Origin of the sequence: Paenibacillus cisolokensis, assembly GCF_050481165.1 — a bacterium.
Lineage (GTDB): Bacteria > Bacillota > Bacilli > Paenibacillales > Paenibacillaceae > Paenibacillus_AH > Paenibacillus_AH cisolokensis.
Map to the genome: position 1 here is coordinate 44,576 of NZ_JBCNFP010000064.1, position 21,268 is coordinate 65,843.

Annotated in this window: 18 protein-coding genes; 11 read left to right on the top strand and 7 right to left on the bottom strand. The window is 60.5% G+C overall.

Translation table 11 applies throughout. From position 1 onward, the window contains the following. The first annotated feature begins 43 nt into the window (after positions 1-43). From ABEV74_RS11635 to ABEV74_RS11655, 5 genes are all read left to right on the top strand, one after another. The gene (locus ABEV74_RS11635) at positions 44-2,368 is read left to right on the top strand and encodes a helix-turn-helix domain-containing protein (protein ID WP_430146189.1); all 2,325 of its coding nucleotides are present in this window, start codon (positions 44-46) and stop codon (positions 2,366-2,368) included. 1,290 nt (positions 2,369-3,658) lie between these two features. Further along, positions 3,659-4,468, top strand: a complete 810-nt coding sequence (locus ABEV74_RS11640) for an ABC transporter permease (protein ID WP_430146229.1) — start codon at positions 3,659-3,661, stop codon at positions 4,466-4,468. Positions 4,469-4,499: 31 nt separating this feature from the next. Continuing rightward, positions 4,500-5,396 (top strand): carbohydrate ABC transporter permease, encoded by an 897-nt coding sequence (locus ABEV74_RS11645; RefSeq protein WP_213529385.1) that lies wholly within the window; start codon positions 4,500-4,502, stop codon positions 5,394-5,396. 104 nt (positions 5,397-5,500) lie between these two features. After that, a complete protein-coding gene (locus tag ABEV74_RS11650) occupies positions 5,501-7,156 on the top strand; it encodes an ABC transporter substrate-binding protein (RefSeq protein ID WP_430146191.1) in 1,656 nt (551 codons plus the stop codon). A gap of 3 nt (positions 7,157-7,159) precedes the next feature. Then, on the top strand, positions 7,160-9,466 hold the full coding sequence (locus ABEV74_RS11655; protein ID WP_430146193.1) for a DUF5703 domain-containing protein: 2,307 nt from the start codon (positions 7,160-7,162) through the stop codon (positions 9,464-9,466). Positions 9,467-9,620: 154 nt separating this feature from the next. Here the strand turns inward: ABEV74_RS11655 and ABEV74_RS11660 are convergent, their stop codons facing one another. Then, on the bottom strand, positions 9,621-11,240 hold the full coding sequence (locus ABEV74_RS11660) for an NAD(P)H-hydrate dehydratase (RefSeq protein ID WP_430146194.1): 1,620 nt from the start codon (positions 11,238-11,240) through the stop codon (positions 9,621-9,623). A 196-nt stretch (positions 11,241-11,436) separates the two neighbouring features. Here ABEV74_RS11660 and ABEV74_RS11665 point away from each other — a divergent pair, with 196 nt between their 5' ends. The 3 genes from ABEV74_RS11665 to ABEV74_RS11675 all read left to right on the top strand — a co-directional run bounded on the left by ABEV74_RS11665 (position 11,437) and on the right by ABEV74_RS11675 (position 14,256). Continuing rightward, positions 11,437-12,396: a Gfo/Idh/MocA family protein gene (locus ABEV74_RS11665; protein ID WP_062491084.1), complete on the top strand. Its 960-nt coding sequence runs from the start codon at positions 11,437-11,439 to the stop codon at positions 12,394-12,396. A gap of 139 nt (positions 12,397-12,535) precedes the next feature. Next, complete coding sequence (locus ABEV74_RS11670; protein ID WP_062491086.1) at positions 12,536-13,087, top strand: DUF948 domain-containing protein; 552 nt, start codon at positions 12,536-12,538, stop codon at positions 13,085-13,087. An 11-nt stretch (positions 13,088-13,098) separates the two neighbouring features. After that, complete coding sequence (locus ABEV74_RS11675; RefSeq protein WP_430146196.1) at positions 13,099-14,256, top strand: PP2C family protein-serine/threonine phosphatase; 1,158 nt, start codon at positions 13,099-13,101, stop codon at positions 14,254-14,256. A gap of 177 nt (positions 14,257-14,433) precedes the next feature. On the opposite strand, the gene ABEV74_RS11680 is transcribed toward ABEV74_RS11675, so the two are convergent. Genes ABEV74_RS11680 through ABEV74_RS11690 form a run of 3 tightly spaced genes read right to left on the bottom strand, consistent with a single transcriptional unit; the run spans position 14,434 to position 16,033 of the window. Next, complete coding sequence (locus ABEV74_RS11680) at positions 14,434-15,207, bottom strand: sigma-70 family RNA polymerase sigma factor (RefSeq protein WP_062491090.1); 774 nt, start codon at positions 15,205-15,207, stop codon at positions 14,434-14,436. Next, the gene (gene rsbW, locus ABEV74_RS11685; protein WP_062491092.1) at positions 15,204-15,680 is read right to left on the bottom strand and encodes an anti-sigma B factor RsbW; all 477 of its coding nucleotides are present in this window, start codon (positions 15,678-15,680) and stop codon (positions 15,204-15,206) included. Before rsbW ends, ABEV74_RS11680 begins: the two co-directional genes overlap by 4 nt. Before the next feature lie 23 nt (positions 15,681-15,703). After that, positions 15,704-16,033 carry an STAS domain-containing protein gene (locus ABEV74_RS11690; protein ID WP_062491094.1) on the bottom strand — a complete coding sequence of 110 codons (330 nt, stop codon included), beginning with the start codon at positions 16,031-16,033 and terminating at the stop codon, positions 15,704-15,706. A gap of 276 nt (positions 16,034-16,309) precedes the next feature. On the opposite strand from ABEV74_RS11690, the gene ABEV74_RS11695 reads away from it, so the two are divergent. Further along, positions 16,310-16,840: a general stress protein gene (locus ABEV74_RS11695; protein WP_430146199.1), complete on the top strand. Its 531-nt coding sequence runs from the start codon at positions 16,310-16,312 to the stop codon at positions 16,838-16,840. A 141-nt stretch (positions 16,841-16,981) separates the two neighbouring features. Here the strand turns inward: ABEV74_RS11695 and ABEV74_RS11700 are convergent, their stop codons facing one another. The 3 genes from ABEV74_RS11700 to ABEV74_RS11710 all read right to left on the bottom strand — a co-directional run bounded on the left by ABEV74_RS11700 (position 16,982) and on the right by ABEV74_RS11710 (position 18,828). Next, a complete protein-coding gene (locus ABEV74_RS11700; protein WP_062491098.1) occupies positions 16,982-17,200 on the bottom strand; it encodes a hypothetical protein in 219 nt (72 codons plus the stop codon). Positions 17,201-17,310: 110 nt separating this feature from the next. Next, a complete protein-coding gene (locus tag ABEV74_RS11705; RefSeq protein ID WP_430146200.1) occupies positions 17,311-17,784 on the bottom strand; it encodes a YtxH domain-containing protein in 474 nt (157 codons plus the stop codon). Between the two features lie 183 nt (positions 17,785-17,967). Further along, positions 17,968-18,828, bottom strand: a complete 861-nt coding sequence (locus ABEV74_RS11710) for a helix-turn-helix domain-containing protein (protein ID WP_430146201.1) — start codon at positions 18,826-18,828, stop codon at positions 17,968-17,970. 217 nt (positions 18,829-19,045) lie between these two features. Between ABEV74_RS11710 and ABEV74_RS11715 the strand changes: the two genes are divergently transcribed. Continuing rightward, positions 19,046-20,218: a galactokinase gene (locus ABEV74_RS11715; RefSeq protein ID WP_430146203.1), complete on the top strand. Its 1,173-nt coding sequence runs from the start codon at positions 19,046-19,048 to the stop codon at positions 20,216-20,218. Positions 20,219-20,273: 55 nt separating this feature from the next. Continuing rightward, complete coding sequence (galE, locus tag ABEV74_RS11720; protein ID WP_430146205.1) at positions 20,274-21,263, top strand: UDP-glucose 4-epimerase GalE; 990 nt, start codon at positions 20,274-20,276, stop codon at positions 21,261-21,263. The last annotated feature ends 5 nt before the right edge of the window (positions 21,264-21,268 follow it).

Consider the following 21,268-nt stretch of genomic DNA (forward strand, 5'->3'; position numbering starts at 1 on the left):
ATGAAAACGCTTACTATTTTGGGCGGGCCAAGGGGGACTGGCGATGAAACGAACTGGCATGTCGAGTGTTTTTCGGAAGTATCTGCTTTCGTACGTCATCATTCTGATGATTCCGGTAGCGGCCGGCATGATTTCGTACCGGGTGTCGCTTGATGTGGCCCGGAACGGTTCCATGGAGACGAGCCGCATGCTGCTGGACCAGACAAGACGGATACTGGACCAGCGCATGGCCGAAGTGGAAGGCTTTACGCGCCAGCTCGCCATCCATCAGGATCTGAACCGGCTTATGGGCGAACGGGTTGCGGCCGATGCCGGCAGCACCTATCTGTTGTGGAAGACGTCGCGCGACATTGCCCGGTTCGCGCAGACGAACGATTTTCTCGAGGACTTCTTCGTCTATCTTCGCAATTACGATGCGATTCTTTCGGCAGGCGCGGTATACTATCGCCCTTCCCATTACTACGAGCTGTATCACTACGCGAATATGCCCTACGAGCGGTGGATCGCCGAAATATTGGAGCAAAGCCACCAGCGCACCGTCATCCCGCTGCAGCCGTTCGTCGGCGCCCGCAAGGAAATGTCCGTTATCAGCTTTGTGCAGTCGCTGCCGCTGAACAGCTTCAACCATCCGCCCGGCACCGCCGTCGTCATTATCGACCAGAAAAAAATATCCCGGCTGCTGGAGAACATATCCCGCGAGTATGGCGGATGGGCGTATGTCGTCGATCGCGACGGCCGCACGCTGGCCGCTTCGGGCATCGGGGAAGAAGATATCGGGAAGCTGACGCAAAATAGCGGGCGTACGGACGGCCCGGATGCCCGCTATTTGCGGGACGGCACTTTGCTCATGACCGTTCGCTCCTCCTACAACGGCTGGACATATGCGGCGGGCGTTCCGCAGCGGGCGATCATGGAAGAGGCGAACGTGATCAAGAAGATGACCTGGACGGTTACGGCCGTGACGGTGGCGGCGGGCCTGGCGCTTTGCTTGCTGCTCGCTTACCGCCATACCGCGCCGATCCTCCGGCTCATCAGCATCTTCCGGGATCACAGCGCCTTGCCGCCGGAGCGTCCGGTCAACGACTATGATTTTTTGCACGGCAACATTGCCAAGCTGATATCGAGCAACCGGTCGCTGCAGGAGGAACTGAAGCATCAGCTGCCGATGCTGCGTGACGCTTTCACGAAGCGGCTTTTGCGGGGTGAATTCAACGCCAGAGGAGAGCTTGAGGCGGCCGCCGCGCAATCGGGCATTCCGCTTCCGGGACGGTGCGGCTATGTCGGTCTTCTTCATCTGAACGGCTACGCCGGCATGGATAGCACCGACATCTTCGACGAGCTTCATGCGGCCAGAGTGCTGCTTCGGCAGCGGATGGAGACGGGGGCAGCGGGCGGCGCCGCGGGCGGCGTTCCCGGGAACGGCCTGCTCGCTACCGATATCGACACCGACAAAATCGCGTTCGTCCTGCTTATGGCCGACGAACCCGACGAGCGGACGGAACGCGAGGTGGAACGCTGGCTGGCCGGCATCGTCGGTTTTGCGGCGGAATACCGGATCGCCTCGGCCGCGGCGATGGGCGGCGCCTTCCGCACGCTCGCCGACGTCGCCCGCTCGTTCGGCGAAGCGAGGCAGACGCTCGAGCACGCCGCCTGGGCGGGCGGAGCGGGCATCTGGTGGTATCGCCGGCTCGCCCAGCAGACCGATTCGTACTATTATCCGGTCGATGCGGAACTGCGGCTTATGAATGCGGTCAAGGCCGGGGAAGCCAAAGAAGCGCAGCGGCTCGCGGCGGAATTGATGGAACGCAATCTTGCGGAACGCGATCTGTCCGTCGAAATGTCGCAGCAGCTCGTCGCCGAGCTGAAAGGGACGCTGTTCAAGCTGCTCGCCCAGGAAGCGTTCCGGAACGCGGAGGAAGCGGAGGAGCTTAGGCGCCGCATCGTCCGCATCCAGCTGTCGGACGGATTGGATACGGTCCGCATCCAGCTGTTCGACGCCATCGAAAGCTGCTGCGAGCTGGTGACGAACCGGCGGCTGCAGCGCGATTCCAGGACGATTGCCGACATCCGGCGCTTTCTTGAAGAGCGGTATGCGGATGCGGACCTGACGCTCTACCGCATCGCCGAGCATGTCGGCAGGCCCGAAAAATACATTTCGCAGCTGTTCAAGGAGCGCACCGGCGAAAATCTGTCCGATTGCCTGGAACGGATCCGGCTGGACAAGGCCGCCGAACTGCTGCTCCAATCCGATCTGACGATCGAAGAGATCGCCTTCAGCGTCGGCTACAACAGCGCCCATTCGTTCAGACGCGCCTTCAAGCGGCTGCGGGGCCTCTCGCCAAGCGCCTACCGAAGCGCTTCGGAGTAGGCTTCTGGAAAAAAAAGCCGATATTCAGTTTTCAGTCGCATATCGGTGTTTCGGGAAAGCGGCATACAGTCTGCAGATTGCAGCTCGGTGTTTCCGGTAGCGGCATACAGTCTGCAGATTGCAGCTCGGTGTTTCCGGTAAGCGGCATACAGTCTGCAGATTGCAGATCGGTGTTTCGGGTAAGCGGCATACAGTCTGCAGTTGCAGATCGGTGTTTTCGGTAAGCGGCATACAGTCTGCAAATTGCAGATCGGTGTTTCCGGTAAGTAGCTTCATGGCCTGCGGAACGTCCCTCGGATCGAATGCCGCGAGACTGTTCGTCTTCGAATAGTTGGTCTTCGAATAGTTGGGTCTTCGAATAGTTGGTCTTCGAATGGCGGCCTCAACGATTACTCTCGCTCGATCTTGTTGGCGGAAACGCCTGGGCTGAACGATACGGCTTGACTAATCCTGCAAAAATACAAGAATTTGGCCCCGAATTCGTTCATTTTCGGGAAAATCCTGCAATTCTACAGTATTTCAAAGCTTCCGCATACTCGAATGCGGGATTTGACCACGAAAAGATGTATTTTCGCAAGAATTTTACTCTGATGGTTGAAAATGGCTCGAAAATACTGCACAATTGCAATTTTGCCCACATCCCCAGCCTGCTGTGGATATGCCGTTTCTGCTTGCAGTAGGTACGCTGTTTCTGCTTGCAGTGGGTACGCTGTTTCTGCTTGCAGTGGGTACGCTGTTTCTGCTTGCAGTGGGTGCGTTGTTTTTGCTTGTAGTGGATACGCCGTTTCTGCCTGCTGCGGGTACGCCGTTTCTGCTTGCAGTGGGCATGCCGTTTCTACCTGTAGCGGGGGTCCGCTGTACTGCCTGCAATGGATATGTCGTTTCTGTTGTAGCGGCTACGCTATCCAGTCGGCCTTGAATATGTCTTTTTTACTTGGCGCGGACGAAGGCGTTGCGATTCGTGTACCCCGACGGAACCATTGTACGGTCGCGGCAGAAGGCATTGTACGGTTGGTTCCGCAATTGTACCTTTACGCCGGTGAGCGGCCGGCGCTACAATTCAATCCACGGAAAGCGCTGTCAATCCCGGGAGCCCGACTTTCCGAACATGCTCGACACCACAGTCGAAACTCGACATCGCAACCGAGACTGATCCGAAATCGCATCCGAAAGGAGGGGGGACTTCTGAAAGCGGTAACGGTCGCCCGCCGAAGCGTGCGCCGCCACTGGCAGCTCTATCTGATCGTTGTGCCGCCCATTCTGTATTTTCTCATTTTCAAGTACGTGCCGATGCTGAACGCCGTCATTGCTTTCAAGGACTACAGCGTGGTAAAGGGCATATGGAGCAGTCCGTGGGCCGGGTTCAAACATTTCGAGCTGTTCTTCGGAAACCCGGTGTTCTGGACGCTCATCAAAAATACGCTGTTCATCAGCATCTATCATCTGGCGGTCGGTTTTCCGATTCCGATCATTTTGGCGCTCGCGCTGAACGAAATTCGTTCCGGCTTCTTCAAACGCGCCGTACAGCTGGTGACGTATGCGCCGTATTTCATTTCGACCGTCGTTATGGTCTCGATGATTATGCTGCTGCTGGCGCCGCGGCTCGGCATCGTCAATCAGGCGCTGCAGTCGCTCGGGCTTGGTGCGATCAATTTTCTCGGCGAACCGGGCCTGTTCCGCTCGGTCTACGTCTGGTCGGACGTGTGGCAAAATACCGGTTATTCCGCCGTTATCTATCTTGCCGCACTGGCCGGCATCGACCCGTCGCTCTACGAAGCGGCGAAAGTCGACGGCGCATCGAGATGGCAAAAAATCGTCCACGTCGACATTCCCGGCCTGCTGCCCGCCGCCGTCATTATTCTCATTCTGAGCGTCGGTAACATCATGGCGGTCGGATTCGAGAAAATTTACCTGCTGCAAAATCCGCTCAATCTGAGCACATCCGAAATTATTGCGACTTATGTGTACAAAATCGGCCTGCTCAACGCCAATTTCAGCTTTGCAACCGCCGTCGGACTGTTCAATTCGCTCGTCAATCTCGTTTTGCTGCTGCTTGTCAACGCCTTCGCGCGCCGAGTGTCCGGCAACAGCCTGTGGTAATCCCATTCCCCTTGCGAAAGAGGTGATCGTCATGGCAACGAGTCGTCGGCGCATCCGGGAATCGCCGGGCGACAGGCTGTTTCTCATCGGCGTCTACACGCTGCTGATCGCCGTGCTCGCCGCCGTTCTGTACCCGCTGCTGTTCATCGTCAGCTCGTCGCTGAGCAGTCCGCTCGCCGTATCGTCGGGCAGGGTGTGGCTGTTTCCCGTCGACTTATCGCTGGCGGGATACCGGGCGGTATTCGGCAATTCCCAGGTGCTGACGGGCTATGCCAACTCGCTGTTTTACGCCGTCTTCGGCACGCTCATCAGCGTCACGATGACGGTGGCGCTCGCGTATCCGCTGTCGCGAAGAACGTTTTTCGGACGGAACCTCGTCATGGTCTTCATTACGTTCACGATGCTGTTCTCCGGCGGACTGATACCGACCTATCTGGTCGTCAAGGAACTCGGCATGATCGACACGCGCTGGGCGCTGCTCATTCCGCAGGCGGTCGCCGTCTGGCAGGTCATCATCGCCCGGACGTTCTTCCAGACGTCCATCCCGGAAGAGCTGGCGGAGGCGAGCGAAATCGACGGCTGCAGCGATTTGCGGTTCATGTGGAGCGTCGTGCTGCCGCTCTCCAAGCCGATTGTGGCGGTGCTCGTGCTCATGTATGCCGTCGGCCAATGGAACGCCTATTTCGATGCGCTCATTTATCTGAAATCGCAGTCGCTTCAACCGCTGCAGCTGGTGCTGCGCAACATCCTGATTCTCAACACGTCGACCGGCAATATGGAAGCGTCGGAAATGGTGCAGCGGCAGCAGCTCGCCGATCTGATGAAATATTCGCTGATCGTCGTGGCAAGCTTGCCGGTGCTGGTCATCTACCCGTTCGTGCAGCGCTACTTCGTCCAAGGGATGCTCATCGGTTCCGTAAAAGGATGATGGCCGGCGGAAGATGAAGTTTCGGCTCTGGCGAACGGGGCCGGATAATACCGAATCATGCTGAATAATGCCGAACAATGCCGAATAAAAAGGAGGGTCCACGAATGAAAGGGAAGATGGCGAGCTGGATGGCGGCTTTGCTCATTGCGGCGCTCGCGCTGACGGCGTGTTCGCCGGACAAAGGCGGGTCGCGGGAGCCGTCGGAGCCGGCGGCCGGGGAGGGCGGAGCTCCGGTTAATATTCGCATTTTCGCCCAACAGGACGCGACGACCGACTATGAGTCGAACTCGTTCACCAAGCTGGTGGAGGAGAAATTCAACATCCGCTTTCAATGGGAGACGGTTCCGTATGACGGGGCGGCCGAGAAGCGCCAGATTGCGCTGGCCAGCGGCGACTATCCGGACCTGTTCATGCTGATTCCGTGGGTCGACAAGTTTTCCCAGACGGATCTGATCCGTTTCTCGCAGCAAGGCGTGATCGTGCCGCTTAACGATCTGATCGAGCAGCATGCGCCCAATATCAAGGCGGCGCTCGACAATTTTCCGTACTACCGGGCGATGAACACGGCGCCCGACGGCAACATCTACGGCTTGACCCAGCTGATCGAATGCTTCCATTGCTCCTATCCGAACAAAATGTGGATCAATACGACATGGCTGGAAAAACTGGGGCTCGACATGCCGAATACGCTCGACGAATTCAAAGAGGTGCTGACCGCCTTCAAGACGCGCGACCCGAACGGAAACGGAAAGCCCGACGAAGTGCCGCTCAGCGGCTCGATCGAGGAATACGGCGTGCATATCATTCCTTTCATCATGAACGGCTTCATTTATAACGACGACAGGACGTATTTGACGGTCAAGGACGGCAAAGTGGATATCGCCGCGAACAAGGAGGAATGGAAGCAGGGACTTGCGTTCGTGAAATCGATGTTCGATGCCGGGCTGATCGATCCGGGCGCTTTCACCCAGAACGCCGAAGCGTTCAAAAAAATCGGCGACAACGAAAGCGCGCAAATTCTCGGCGCCGGCGCGGCGATGCATCCCGCCATATTCGTGACGACCGGCACCGATTCGAAATACGGGGCCGACTACAATCCGCTGCCGCCGCTTCAGGGACCGAACGCATCGTATGCCACTTACAACTATCCGAGCGATCCCGGCGCGACGTTCGTGCTGACGAACAAGGCGAGCGAGGAAGCGAAGGTGGCCGCCATCAAAATGCTCGATTACATGTTTACGGAAGAGGGGCAAATTCGCGCCCATTTCGGCGAAGAGGGCGTCGACTGGCGGCGGCCGCAGGAGGGAGATGTGGCGAACGAGGAATCGGCCGAACCGATACTGGCCGCCATTCCGGGCAAAGAGGGAGATCCGCCGCGCAACTCGGCATGGGGCTCGATGGCGCAATATTTTCAGCCGAAGGAATTTCGGGACGGATGGGTGCAGGAGAAGGACATTTACTCGTCGCAAGGCTATGAACGCCGTCTTCAGGAAGCGACGAATCTGTATGAAGGGAAGGAGCCCGAGGAAGTGTTCCCGCACTGGGCGATCTGGATCGATCCGGCCGTCGCGGACGAAACGGCGATGATGAAGACGAACATCAAGGATTACATCGATCAGAACGCCTTGCAATTCGTCACCGGCTCCAAAGATCTGGACAAAGACTGGGACGCATACGTCAAAGGACTGGACAATCTGAATCTGAAGCGCTATCTGGAGATTATGCAGGCAGCATATGACGCGACCAAGCAAGGAGAGTAAGCGATGAACCTTGAGGCGTACAACGTCGTGTGGGAGACGCCGAGCCGCCATTCCGGCGAAAGCATGCCGGCGGGCGGCCACGACGTCGGACTGAACGTCTGGGTCGAGCAGGGCGACATCTGCTTCTATATCGACCGGAGCGGAAGCTTCGACGAGAACAATCAGATGCTGAAGCTCGGCAGGGTCCGTCTGCGGCTCGATCCGAACCCCTTCACAGGTGGGGTGTCGTTTCGCCAGGAGCTGAAGCTGCGGGAAGGCTTCATCGAGATCGCCGGCTCGCTGGCGGACGGCACGGCCGCGACGGTCGCGGTCCGGGTCGACGCGCTGCGGCCGGTCGTCCGCCTGAATGTCGAGGCGAATCGTCCGGTTCGAGTCCTGCTCGCGTACGAAAGCTGGCGGTTCCGGGAACGCGAAGTGCCCCATCCCCGCCGCATGTGCGCGACGAGTATGGTGGGCTACCCCGGCGCGATGATGACGTATCCGGACAGCGTGCAATTTGACGGGGAAGGCGTGCTTTTCTTCCACCGCAACCGGGACGAGGCGCTCGTCTTCGACAAGCTTGTGGAGCTGCAAGGATTAGGGGATCATCGGGAGCGGCTGTGGAATCCGCAATACCGCTATACGTTCGGCGGCCTGATGCGCGGCGACGGCATGCGGCCGGCGGGCACGGAGGAAGGCGTCTATCTGAAAACGCCGTTCAAGGCATGGAAGCTGGCGAGCGACGAAGCGCGGGAGCGGCATCGCGCCGTCATCGCCCTGCACAGCGAACAGGCGGACAGCCTGGAAGCGTGGCGCGGCAAGCTTGACGAGCGGCTGGCGGAGGCGGAGGAGAGCGCGGAGCGGGCCGAGGAGGAGTCGCGGCAATGGTGGCGCGCCTTCTGGGAGCGCAGCCGGATCGTCATCGATCCGGATCGGCGGCTCGCCGACGAGCGGCCGTGGCAGGTAGGGCGCAACTACAATCTGTTCCGCTATATGCTCGGCTGCAACGCTCGAGGCGAATATCCGACCAAATTCAACGGCGGCCTGTTCACGAGCGATCCCGTCCATGTTCTGCGCGATCCGGCCTGGGAAGAGGAGACGGCCGACTTCCGCCGCTGGGGAGGCGGCGCCTTTACGGCGCAAAATCAGCGGCTCGTGTATTGGCCGATGCTCGCGAGCGGCGATTGGGACATGATGAAGCCGCAGTTCGAGTTTTACCGGCGGGCGCTCGGCAACGCCGAGCTTCGCACCCGGGTGTACTGGGGGCACGGCGGCTGCTCCTTCACGGAGCAGGTGGAAAATTTCGGGCTGACGATCGGCTGGAACTGGGGATGGCCGGACAGCCCGGACCTGGTGCATCGCCGGACGCCGTTCCACGATCCGACGGAGCCGATATCGCCGTGGATCAAGTATCATTATGTGAATCAACTGGAATTCGCGTTCATGATTTTGCAGTACCGGAAGTTCAGCGGCGGCGACATCCGCCCCTATTTGCCGCTGATCGAAAGCGCGGTCCGCTTTTTTGACGAGCATTACCAGCTTATGTACAGCCGCGAAGCGGTGAAGCGGCTCGACGAGGACGGCAAGCTCGTCATCTTCCCGTCGACCGCCGGCGAAACCTACAAGCTGGCGATGAATCCGGCCGACGTCGTCTCCGCTCTGGATGCGACCGTCCGCGCCGTTCTGGAGCTGCCGGACGATCTGCTGGACGGCGGGCGCCGGACCTACTTCGGCGAGCTGCTGGACCGTATCCCGCCGCTGTCGTTTCGCGAGCGGGAAGGCCGGCGCACAATCGCGCCCGCGAAGCGGTGGCAAGGGATCATCAACGTCGAGCTGCCGCAGCTGTATCCCGTCTTCCCTTACGGGCAGTACGGCATCGGGCGCGACGACCTGCAGGTCGCGATCGACACCTGGCGGTACGGCAGCGACATCCCGGAGCAAAAAAATCATATCAGCTGGCATCAGGACGGCATCTTCTGCGCCCGGCTCGGGTTGACCGAAGAAGCGGCCGACATGGCGATCCGCAAGCTGGCTGACGGCGAATGCCGGTTCCCCGCCTTCTGGGGGCCGGGGCACGATTGGCTGCCGGACCACAACTGGGGCGGCACCGGGATGATCGGCTTGCAGGAGATGCTGCTGCAATCGGCGGGGGAGGCGATTTATTTGCTCCCCGCCTGGCCGATGGAATGGGACGTCGACTTTCGGCTGCATGCGCCGGGGCGGACGGTCGTGGAAGGCAGGGTGCGCGGCGGCAGGCTGGAATGGTGGGATATTGCGCCGGAGCGCCGCCGCAAAGACGTCGTCGTCATGGCGCAAACGTCCGGCGGCTGACCGGCATGGCGGAAGGCCGCCCGCAGTCGCGATAGTTTCCTGATGTTGTCCCGATGCATTCCGATGCTTTTCCGGGGACTTCCGATGACTTCCAATGACTTCTTGGTGACTGTTCGACGCTTTTCCGATGCTTTTTCGATACGGCCGTACGAGTTTACAGCTCGGCGAGCAGATCCCCGGCGATGAGCGAAGCCGGGGATCTGCGCTTTGCCGCCGCCCGGTCGCCGGCGGCGCCGTGCCGGTACACCCCGAGCGCCGCCGCCGCGGTCGCGGGGTACCCTTGGGCGAGCAGCCCGGCGATGACGCCGGCGAGCACATCCCCTGTGCCGCCCGTAGCCATGCCCGGGTTGCCGGTGGGGTTCACGTAGACGTCGCCGAACGGATCGGCGACGACGGTGCGCGCGCCCTTCAGCACGAGCGTTACGCCGTGCCGCAGGGCGTATTCGCGCGCGACGCCGATGCGGTCGCGCTGAATGTCGCGCGCCGGCAGGCCGGTCAGGCGCGCCAGCTCGCCCGGATGCGGCGTGAATACGGTCGCGTCCGGGCGCTTCGGCCAGGCGGCGAAATCGCCCGCCTCGGCCAGATGGTTCAGCGCGTCGGCATCGACGACGAGCGGCAGTTCCGGCGGCAGCGCCTCCCACAGGCGGCGCAGCCAGCCGCGGCCGTCGACGCCGCTGCCGGGGACGCGCCCGAGGCCGGGGCCGACGACGAGCGCGTCGCGCCTAGCGGCCATCGCGGCCACCTCCAGCGGGTCGGCGGCCAGCCAGTCGCCGCGGCCGCCGTCGGCGACGGGGGCGAGCATCAGCTCGGGCTGCGCGCCGATCAGCGACTCGGCCAGCAGTTCGGGGACGGCCCAGGTGACGAGTCCGGCCCCGGAACGGAGCGCCGCCGTCGCGCAGAGCAGCCCGGCGCCGCTCATCGCGCGCGTCCCGGCGGCGACCAGCACATGGCCGTACGTCCCTTTGTGCCCGTCGGGCTGCCGCGGCGTATCCGGATCGGCGTCCAGCACGTTCCGGAGCGTCTCCGGCGTGAGCAGCCAAGTGCTGACGCCGAGCTCCGCCGCAAGACCGACAGGAATGCCGATCGGCGCGACGAGCACCGTCCCGGCGGCCTCCGCGCCGGGATACTGGACAAGACCGCGCTTCGGCAGCCCGAACGTCACGGTCAGCGTCGCCCGGATGCACGGATCGGCCGTCTGGCCCGTGTCCGGATCGAGGCCGCTCGGCAGATCGGCGGCGACGATCGGCAGCCCGCTCGCGTTCGCCTCGCGAATGAGCGCGGCGTACGGCTCGCGCGGCGTTCCGCCCGTTCCGGTGCCGAGCAGCGCGTCGACGATGCCGCCCATGGCCGACCAGTCGACGGCGCCGGGGGCATAGACGCCGGCCGGCAGCTGCAGCCGTTCGGCGATGTCGCGCTGCCGCGCCGCTTCTCCGCGCAGCTCCTCCGGGGGCGTCGCGTAAATGATGCGCACCGGCACGCCCCGCAGCGCCAGATGCCGGGCGGCGATCAGGCCGTCGCCGCCGTTATGCCCTTTGCCGACCAGCACCGCCCACGGCTTGCCGCCGCCCCATCCGGCCTCACCAGCATCCGGTTCCTTGGAGCCTTCCAGCAGAATGGCGTCCATGTCGTGCCAGCCGGTCCGTCTGACGAGACGGACGACGGCATCGGCCAGCGCCCTCCCTGCGTTTTCCATAAGCGCTATTTCCGGGATGCCGATCGCATCGATCGTATGGCGGTCGATCCGCCGCATTTCTTCCGCCGTTACCAATTCCATACGATATCCCTCCTCGCCGCTTCCGGATCGTTCCGTTGCCGCAGCAGTCGTTATCAGTCGTTATGAAACTATGGTTCGCTTCCGGCCCGCCCGATTCCTTCCGCCAGCGGCAATTTGGAGAAAAGGAAGGAGGCGGGGCCGTCCGGTGCGAATAAGAAAGATAGCAAGACGCATTAGACAAAGGAGGGATCGGCGGATGACAATCAGGGTTGGCATCATTGGAACCGGATGGTTCGGCATGAAACACGCAGAGCTGCTAGCCGGCATGGAAGGCGTGCGGGTGGCGGCGTTTTGCGGGACAAGCCGGGAGAAGGCGGAGAGGGCGGCGCAGCGGTTCGCAGGAGCGGCCGCGTATGCGGATGTGCGCGAGATGCTGGATGGCTGCAAGCTGGATGCGGCTTATATATGCGTGCCGCCGTTCGCGCACGGGGATATGGAGAAAGAGCTGGCCGAACGCGGCATTCCGTTTCTCGTCGAGAAGCCGCTCGGCGTAGACGAAGAGACGCCGACCGCCATAGCGGATTTGGTCGAGCGCCGGGGACTCATCACCTCGGTCGGTTACCATTTTCGCTACATGGATACGGTACAATCCGCGAAGCGTTGGCTGGAAGGCCGCACCGTCGGCATGGCGGTCGGCGGCTGGATGGGCTCGATGCCCGGTGTAGCCTGGTGGCGCAAAACCGAAACGTCGGGAGGCCAATTCGTCGAGCAGACGACGCATATCGTCGATCTGCTGCGCTACATGCTGGGCGAGGTGACCGAAGTTTTCGCCGCTTACGCGCGAAGGGCGAATACGCCGGACGCGACGGTGGCGGATGTCGGAACGGTGACGTTGAAGCTGGCGAGCGGCGCGGTGGCGAGCATCAGCAACACTTGCCTCATTCCGTCCGGCGGACGGGCGGAACTGCATCTGTACACCGACGGCGGCGTGGCGGAGATCGGTCCGCAATCGCTACGGCTGCTGCTTCCGGATCAGACAGTCGAAACGACGGGCCGCCGGGATCCGTATCGCGCCGAGAATGAAGCGTTCATCGAAGCGGTGCGAACCGGCGATGCGTCCGGCATTCGCTCGACGTATCGCGACGCGTGGATGACCCACCGGGTGACGGTTGCGGCGAACCGTTCTGCGGCATCCGGCCTTCCCGTTCGTTTGTAAATTTCGTACCGCGGATTCGTTGATTCAGGGCGAAGCGGCAGGGGTAACTACTTACTAGCGCAGCTTGATGCGGCGAGCACCGCATCGCGGAAATGATCATATCGCGGATATGATCGTAAAGCCCCGAAGGAGGATTGGTATGCTGCTCGAAATTGCCGTTTTGATTATCGCCTTGTCGGTCGCCGTGCTGACAGCCGCTTTCGTACAAACGCTGCGCCAAGCCCGGACATCGCTGGAAAGGGCGAGCGAAGCGCTGCGGGAAGTGCAGGATGCGGTTCGGATATGGAAGGACGATGTGGAGAAGCTGGTTTCCAGCCTAAGCGGGTTGACCGAACGGGCTGGCCGGCAATTGGATGCGGTCGACCCGCTAATGTCATCCTTCCGCAATGTGGGCGAGACATTGCGGGAAATTACGGCTGCGGCGCATGAAGTTTCCGCCGGCTGGGCATCCCTGCTGAAGACGAAGGCCGACAAGGCCGCCGCGCGCATGGAGGCGAAGGCCGCGCCAGGGGAACGGTCGGGCATTGCCGGCGGCGGAGCGTCCCGAAGCGATCCGGCTTCCGCGATGCCCGGTTCCCCCGGTCTTGGGACGGACCGCCATGCGCTGCGGAATCGTCAGGCCGCGCCGCCTCCGGGATGGCTAGACTGGCTCGATGTGGCCGTCCAAACCGTCCGCCTGCTTCGCCGTTAAGGAGATGAACGATGAGAATCGTAGTTGTTGACGATAATGCCATGAATATTACGGTCGTGCACGAAATGCTGAAGCGGGCCGGATACCAGGATGTACGGGCGGCCTCCTCGGCGATGGAGCTGTTCGGCATGCTCGGCCTGGACGAGCGCGGCGACGAGATGCCCGGAAGCGGAGGAGCCGACCCCGGCATCGATCTTATTCTGCTCGATATGATGATGCCGCGAATCGACGGTATTGCCGCATGCCGGGTGATCCAGCGGCACGAGCGGCTGCGCGACATCCCGATTATTATCGTGACCGCCTGGGGCGATTCGAAGAAGCTGGCGGAAGCGCTGGATGCCGGGGCAAGCGATTATGTGACGAAGCCGATCAACCGGATCGAACTGCTCGCGCGCATCCGCTCCGCGCTTCGCCTGAAGCAGGAGAAGGATTGGCGCAAAGAACGGGACAGCCGATTGAGGGAAGAGCTGCGGCTCGCCCGGAGCGTGCAGAGTGCCGTCCTGCCTTCGCCGGTGGAGGAAGAGCGCATCTCGATCGATGCGGTCTACCAACCGTCGGAAGAGCTGTCCGGAGATTTGTACGCGTGGCACCGGATTGGCGAAGACCGGTACGGCGTAGCCGTGATCGACGCGATGGGGCACGGCATCTCCTCTTCGCTCGTCTGCATGTTCATCGCGTCCTTGCTGAAGGATGCGATGCTGAAGCTGGCGGAGCCGGAGCTTGTCATCCGCGAAATGAACCGGCGGGCGCTGCAGTTGAAATTTGACGATCAGCTGATTCAATATTATTTTACCGCGATCTATATGGTTGTGGATGTGGGAAAAGGGTCGGTCGAATACGTCAATGCCGGCCATCCTCCGGGACTTCTGCTGCGGGAAGGGCGGCAGGCCGGATTGCTGAGCGGCGGCAGCGCGGCGATCGGGCTGTTCGAGGACATCGCGATCGAGAAACAGACGATGGACATTCATCCCGGCGATCGGCTAGTGCTGATGACCGACGGTTTGCTGGAGGCCGTGGACGGGCCGGAGGAGAACCGGTTTGCGACGATGCTGGACCGGCTGGGGGAAGACGTGCTCCGTTTTCCCGAAGCCTGGCAGTCGGCGTTCTTCGAGGAAATTCGCCCGGAGCGTCCCGATGACAGGTGTCTGGTCTGGATTACGGTCAAATGAGCGTGCCGGCGTTTCCGGCAGCGGGGGTCAGGCGAAGCGGCCGATCTCCGTGCGGATTGGCGCTTGGAAAGGCGGTGGCTTTAGCTGGAGCAGCGAAAGAACCGAACATAAGAAAGAACCGTAGCATGCAATAGAACGGAGCACGCGAAAGATATCGGAGCACGAAACGGGCGTAGATCAATTTGCGGCGTTCTGGCCGGCAAGCAAACGCTTTAGTTTGTCGATGGCCCGCCGCTGAATGCGGGAAATGCTCATTTGCGATACGCCGAGCCGGTCGGCGATCAGACGTTGGGACAAGTCTTCGCCGAATACGAGCTGCAGCACCTGCCGCTCCTCCGGCTTCAATTGCGCCATGGCGGTCTGCAGATCGATCCGTTTGTCCACCTGGTCGTAATCGTTGTCGGGAGAGCCGATAAGTTCTCCGAACGTGGTCGGGCTGTCTTCTTCGGATATGGGCGTGTCGAGGGAGACGTAATGATACAAATCCCGGCCGCCCAAAATTTCCAGCGTTTCTTCGACAGACAGCTCCATCGCCTCTGCAATTTCCTCCACTTTGGGCGATCGCTCCAACCGGACGGTCAATTCGTCGATCGTTTGCTGGGCGGCGATCCCTTTCTCTTTGATCCTCCTTGGCACCTGGATGTACCACGATTTGTCGCGCAAATAATTTTTCATATGGCCGATGATGCTCTTCATGGCGTACGGCTCGAACTGCATGCCGATCGATACGTCAAATTGGGCAAACAGACGCAAAAGCGCCATCTGGCCGGTCTGATACAGATCCTCGTACAGATCCGGCCTGTTGCGTGCGATTTTCCCCGCCGCCATCCGGACCATCGGTTCGTATTGTTCGATCAATCTGGCGGCCAGCTCGTTCGAAGGATTGCGCTGGTATTCCATAATTAAAGCCGTGCCGTTTGACGGCTTTTGTCTTGCCGGTTCCATGTTCATGCCAATTCCCCACTTTTGGCCAGGCGTTTGGTCATGACGACTTCGGTACCTGTCTCGCTATGCACCTCCACTTGATCCATTAACGCCTGCATAAGATAAAGTCCCAGGCCTCCGGCTTCCAGCTCGCCGACAGACTTGCCGTGCAGCGGCTCAGCCTTTCGTGCAGCGGCATCCGCATCAAAGCTGCGTCCTTCATCTTTTACAATAATAGACAGGGCATCGTTCAGCCTGATAAATCGTATCTCCATCCGATGTCCGGGATTTCTTTCGGAAGCCCGGCCGTTCGGAGCATCGCTGTAGGCATGGAGCACGACGTTATTGCACGCCTCCGACACCGCCACTTTCATATCTTCGATTTCTTCATAAGAAAATCCGATCTTCGAAGCGATGCCGTACAGGGTCAGTCGAACCAGATCGATATATTCCGCTTCGGCCGGTACTTGAAGCGTTACGATTTCGCCATTCGCTTTCATTGCGCTTTCGATCCTTTCTTGGCTCATGTCTGCTGGCTCGTGATCAAAAAAGGTGTGATGCCGGTCATGTCGAACAGCTTGCGAATTCCCGGAGGAATCGCTTCGACGGTGAAGGGCGCTTCGTTCGCGTGCCTCGCCTTTACGACGGATACCAGGATGCCGATGCCCGTGCTGTCGATATACTCCAGGTCCCGCAAATTAAGGACGAGCTCGCGGTCCGTCAACTCGACGAGAGGGGCCATGGCGGCGCGCATTTGCGCTGCCGATTCCAGATCGAGCTCGCCGCCCATATAGACGATGCATCGGCCTTCCTGCGTTTCGGTTCGCATGCTGAATTTATCAGGTTGCTTCATAAATATTCCACTCCTGAATCAGTATCGTTAAAGGATCGAGGTTGCTGCCTATACCATTCGACCCTTTGCTGGCTCAGTCCTGCATTTTACGCTTAACCTATACACGCATAACCCGCACACGCTTAACCTATATTTAACCGGCGCGTAAACCGCTGAAACGGAAACGGAGCATTTTGGGGATGTTAAACATTTCGGGATCTCTGGCCTATACGGTGTCGACCGGAATTGCCACCCATAATTTGGGGCATACCAACAACGGAAGGAGGCGGTTGAAACATGAAACGGACTATCGGGATATTCGGCAAAGCGCAATCGGCGATTGACGCTGTCGAAGCGCTTCAGGCAGAAGGATTCGACAAGAAGGAGATCAAGGTGCTGGTCAAAGATGCGGAACGATCGCGGCGGATCGAGTCGGAGACGGATATCGACGCGGATGAGCTGGAGGAATTGGCGGCCGAGGGGCCGGAACGCGCCTGGCCGTATGGAGACGGAATAGGGATCTGGGCGGTTCCGGGCGCGGTCGGCAGCGGCACGCAGGTAAGCGGGGGGCCATATTCCGCGGGAGCAGGGGGATTCGCCATCGCAAGCGTTCTCTTCGGCGACGAGGATCGCTACGAAGGCGTGCTGCAGTCGCTCGGTTTGAACGATAACGAGGCTAAGGCGTGCCGGGACGCATTGAAGAACGGCGCTGCCGTCGTCGTCGCCGAATCGGAAGGCGCTGACGACGGCTCGGGCGGGCCCGACTTGAGCCCGGGAGGCGACGCCGAAGCGGTATTTCGCCGCTGCGGCGCGGAACAAATTATATAGGCAAGCGGAGCCGGGAAGTTCCGGAGACGGAGCGGGGACAGCCAGTCCCTAGTGCGTGTCCCGCTTCCTTCATGAACGGAAAGCGAGACCGGGCTCGCGGCATTAGCCGGAACCGGTCCCGGCTTTCAAGCGCCGGCGCCGTCACTCCTGAATCGGATCGGGAATCATTCCTTCGGCTTTTAGTTCGCTGTTCGTTTTGATCCGTTTCATATCGTGGCCGAGCCGCTTCATATCCTGCAAGTCCTGGACCATCGAGCCGTTGCGGGCTTGATCGACGGACATATGCCTGCGGCCGGCTTGTCCGGCCGTACGGGCGCATGACCGTTCGCCGTCGATGTCTCCGGCATGATAGCGGATCATATACGATCAACTCCTTTCCCGTTGTGTCCGGGTTAGACCGTTCTATTTGAGCCGTTTTTTTGGCTTTAGCCGTTTCATTATCCGTAGTCCGTTCTTCTCCGGCAAACTTTTCAGCTTTTTTCCTCCTTGTTCTTGGCGACCTCGCCGGCGGCCGCTTCGGCATGCAGCGAAATGGTTTCCGCCGCCGCTGCGGCTTGATCGGTCAGATTGTCCGCCGCCTGTCCGGCGTGACGGATAGCTTGACTGGCTGCCTCCGCCGCCGCGGCAACTTCGTCCGCCGTCTGCTGCTTCGCGCGAACGGCTAGCTCTTGCATTTTGGAAGTCAGCGCCGAAGCCTGGCGTCCGGCAGCCTGAGCGGCCGTTTTGGCCTGATCGGCGAGCGTTGCGGCTTGACGCTTGGCGTAATCGGCCGCCTCCATCGACTTTTCGCGCAAGTCTTTGCGCAGCTCTCGCCCCGGCTTCGGGGCGAACAGCAAAGCGGCCGCGGCGCCGATGATGCCCCCGATCAGCATTCCTTTCCACAGACCGCCGTTCCCGCTCACATGGTTGGCGTGAACTGCCGTATCAGGCGTTTCATGACTCATATGCACCATCTCCTTCGGATATTTGTTCCATATATTTAAACATCCGAGATCCGTTTGAAACGGTATCGTTCCGTTCCGTACGGATCATGCCGGAGAGTCATGACCACACCATTTCAACCTTCTATGTCGAAATGCGCGGTCGGCCCGCGCCATGCCCCGCACCCGGCCGCCCGCCGAGCCGCGCTAGACGTCGTCTTCGCGCAGCGAGTCGCGGTAAGCGGTTGGCGACTGGCCGTAGACGCGCCGGAACTGCTTCGAGAAGTACAGCGGGTCGCGAAAACCGGCCGACGAGGCGACCTGCTCGATCGTCAGTTCGGAACGGTCGCGCAGCAATTGGCGGGCTTTGTCGATGCGCAGCCGCAGCAGGAACGACATCGGCGTCATGCCCGTATGCGCCTTGAACAGGCGGGACAGATAGGCGCGGTTGTAGCCTAGCGATTCGGCCATGCTTTCGATTGTGACGGGCTCCGCATACTGGGTGGACAAGTAGTGGATAATTTGCTGCGTCAGCCGTTCGCTTTCCTTTCCTTGGCGGAGCGTCTCGCGGCCGTTCTTGCGGGCTTCGCCGTATTCGGCGAACAGCAGGTGGAGATAGCCGGCCGCGCGAAGATGCGCGAACGCGCCGGCGTTCCGGAACGTTTCCAGTATGCGGCGGTACAGGACGGGGACACGGCGGTTGCCGCCTGTATCGGCGATCGGCCGGGCGGCCGACAAGCCGGCGGAGGCGGGCAGCGCGGCGGCCCGCTCTCCGGCAAACGCGACCCAGCGGTAATGCCACGGCTCATCATCGTCCGCCGCATAACGGACCAGCCGTTCCGGCTCGATCAGGAACGTTTGGCCGGCCTCGATCGTATAGACGTCATCCCCGCACTGAAACGAGCCTTTGCCCGACAGAACATGATGCATCAGGTAAAAGTCGTACACTCTCGGTCCGATCCGATGTCCCGGCCGGGTCTGGCTTTCGCCGGCAAACAGCACATTCAGTTCGCCGTAATCGATCGAAACGGGATTCGACGCCACCCGATAAAAGTACGGTTCCGCCATTGCGATTCCTCCTTGAACGATATGGCAGCAGCGGCAATAAATCGCCATCATTGCGGTACTTTCGTTTCTATCAGTGTAGCATATTTTGACGATACCCATTCGCAAGAAGTCACATTTCTCCATGCAAGAAGCACTTTCCGCCATTTCGCCGCCGCCGGTTATCGACTATACTGAGACTATCAGACCATAATCCGATGAAAAGGATCGTGATGACCGTATGGCGAACATTCAAGCGTTGAAGGAACAATTCGTGCAGCTTTACGGCGGCGATGCCGAAAGCGTTCGCGTATTTCATGCGCCCGGCAGGGTCAACCTGATCGGCGAGCATACCGATTATAACGGAGGCTACGTCTTTCCCGCCGCGCTTACGTTCGGGACGACGCTGCTCATCCGCAAACGGGACGACAGGCAGCTGGCCCTTGCTTCGACCAATTTCGAGCTGAAGAAAAAGCTGCCGCTGGAGCCGATCGTCTATGACGAAGCGGACGATTGGATGAACTATCCGAAGGGCATCGTGCGGGAGCTGCAAAGCCGGGGCTACACGTTCGGCAGCGGCTACGACATGCTGTATCACGGGGAAATCCCGAACGGCGCGGGGCTTTCGTCGTCCGCCTCGATCGAGGTGGTAACGGCTTACGGCCTGCTGCGCATGGAAGGATACGATACCGATACGGTCGAAATCGCCAAGCTGGCGCAAAAGTCGGAAAATGAATTCAATGGCGTCAAGTGCGGCATTATGGACCAGTTCGCCGTCGCGAACGGCAAGCGGGATCACGCCATTTTGCTGATGTGCGACACGCTGGAATACGAGCATGTTCCGTTCCGCTCGGGCAGCTACAAGCTGGTCATCGGCAATACGAACAAACGCCGGGGACTGGTCGATTCCAAATACAACGAACGCCGCAGCCAGTGCGAGCGGGCCGTGGAAGCGCTGCGGCGGGCCTATCCGAATCTGACGCTGCTCGGCCAGCTGTCGCTCTCCGAATTCAACGCAAGCGCGCACCTGATCGCCGACGATACTGTGCGCGCGCGGGCGCGACACGTCGTCGAGGAAATCGACCGGGTGCTTCAATCGATCGAGGTGCTGAAAGCGAACGATCTTGAAGCTTTCGGCCGGCTTATGAACGGTTCCCACGATTCGCTCCGCGATCTGTACGAAGTGACGGGTCCCGAGCTCGATGCGATGGTCGACGCGGCCCGCTCGGTGCCGGGCGTGCTCGGCTCGCGGATGACCGGCGCCGGCTTCGGCGGCTGCACCGTATCGCTTGTGCATGAGGACAGCATCGAACGGTTCAAGGAAGAGGTCGGGCGAAAATATAACAAAGCGACCGGTTTGACGGCGGAATTTTACGTCTGCAGCATCGGCAACGGCGTAGAGGAGCTGTCGTAACCGGCAGCGGGGGATAGTCGGACGACAGGGCGAAAAATGACAGGAGGGGTTTAACATGGCTGTATTGGTAACGGGAGGAGCGGGATATATCGGCTCGCATGCGGTGGCGGCGCTGCTGGAGCGCGGCGAGGACGTCGTCGTGCTGGACAATCTGGAGCAGGGACACCGGGAGGCGGTGCTCGGCGGCAAATTGTATGTCGGCGATTTGCGGGACCGCGACGTCGTCGACCAAGTGTTCGGCGAAAACGAAATCGACGCGGTTATTCACTTTGCGGCCAATTCGCTGGTCGGCGAAAGCATGAAGGACCCGGGGAAATATTACCATAATAATGTATACGGAACGCTCTGCCTGCTGGAAGGCATGAACCGGCACGGCGTCAAGCGGATCGTCTTCTCGTCCACCGCGGCAACCTACGGGGAACCGGAACGGGTGCCGATCGACGAACTCGACCGGACGTTGCCGACGAACGCCTATGGCGAGACGAAGCTGGCCATGGAGAAAATGATGAAATGGTTCGATATCGCGCACGGCATCAAATACGTTTCGCTCCGCTACTTCAACGCGGCGGGGGCGCATGAAAGCGGCCGGATCGGCGAAGACCACAATCCGGAAACGCATCTGGTGCCGATCGTGCTGCAGGCGGCCGCCGGCAAACGTCCGCATATTTCGGTGTTCGGCGACGATTACGATACGCCGGACGGCACATGCATCCGCGACTACATCCATGTCAGCGATTTGGCGGACGCCCATGTGCTGGCGGTGGAACGGCTGCGCGGCGGCGGGGACAGCGCCGTCTACAATCTTGGCAGCGGCAACGGCTTCTCGGTCAAGCAAGTGATCGAAATTGCCCGCAACGTGACAGGGCGCGACATCAAGGTCGTCACGGAGCCGCGCCGCGCCGGTGATCCCGCGGTGCTCGTCGCTTCTTCGGCGCGCGCCCGCCGCGAACTCGGCTGGCAGCCGAAGCGGGAACGGCTGGAAGACATTATCCGCAGCGCATGGCAATGGCATCAGGCACATCCGAACGGATACAACGGCAACTAAGGAGC

Coding starts and splice junctions, on each gene's coding strand:
- ABEV74_RS11635 (WP_430146189.1), top strand. CDS start 44: ATGAAACGAACTGGCATGTCGAGTGTTTTTCGGAAGTATCTGCTTTCG.
- ABEV74_RS11640 (WP_430146229.1), top strand. CDS start 3,659: ATGCTGAACGCCGTCATTGCTTTCAAGGACTACAGCGTGGTAAAGGGC.
- ABEV74_RS11645 (WP_213529385.1), top strand. CDS start 4,500: ATGGCAACGAGTCGTCGGCGCATCCGGGAATCGCCGGGCGACAGGCTG.
- ABEV74_RS11650 (WP_430146191.1), top strand. CDS start 5,501: ATGAAAGGGAAGATGGCGAGCTGGATGGCGGCTTTGCTCATTGCGGCG.
- ABEV74_RS11655 (WP_430146193.1), top strand. CDS start 7,160: ATGAACCTTGAGGCGTACAACGTCGTGTGGGAGACGCCGAGCCGCCAT.
- ABEV74_RS11660 (WP_430146194.1), bottom strand. CDS start 11,240: ATGGAATTGGTAACGGCGGAAGAAATGCGGCGGATCGACCGCCATACG.
- ABEV74_RS11665 (WP_062491084.1), top strand. CDS start 11,437: ATGACAATCAGGGTTGGCATCATTGGAACCGGATGGTTCGGCATGAAA.
- ABEV74_RS11670 (WP_062491086.1), top strand. CDS start 12,536: ATGCTGCTCGAAATTGCCGTTTTGATTATCGCCTTGTCGGTCGCCGTG.
- ABEV74_RS11675 (WP_430146196.1), top strand. CDS start 13,099: ATGAGAATCGTAGTTGTTGACGATAATGCCATGAATATTACGGTCGTG.
- ABEV74_RS11680 (WP_062491090.1), bottom strand. CDS start 15,207: ATGAACATGGAACCGGCAAGACAAAAGCCGTCAAACGGCACGGCTTTA.
- rsbW (WP_062491092.1), bottom strand. CDS start 15,680: ATGAAAGCGAATGGCGAAATCGTAACGCTTCAAGTACCGGCCGAAGCG.
- ABEV74_RS11690 (WP_062491094.1), bottom strand. CDS start 16,033: ATGAAGCAACCTGATAAATTCAGCATGCGAACCGAAACGCAGGAAGGC.
- ABEV74_RS11695 (WP_430146199.1), top strand. CDS start 16,310: ATGAAACGGACTATCGGGATATTCGGCAAAGCGCAATCGGCGATTGAC.
- ABEV74_RS11700 (WP_062491098.1), bottom strand. CDS start 17,200: ATGATCCGCTATCATGCCGGAGACATCGACGGCGAACGGTCATGCGCC.
- ABEV74_RS11705 (WP_430146200.1), bottom strand. CDS start 17,784: ATGAGTCATGAAACGCCTGATACGGCAGTTCACGCCAACCATGTGAGC.
- ABEV74_RS11710 (WP_430146201.1), bottom strand. CDS start 18,828: ATGGCGGAACCGTACTTTTATCGGGTGGCGTCGAATCCCGTTTCGATC.
- ABEV74_RS11715 (WP_430146203.1), top strand. CDS start 19,046: ATGGCGAACATTCAAGCGTTGAAGGAACAATTCGTGCAGCTTTACGGC.
- galE (WP_430146205.1), top strand. CDS start 20,274: ATGGCTGTATTGGTAACGGGAGGAGCGGGATATATCGGCTCGCATGCG.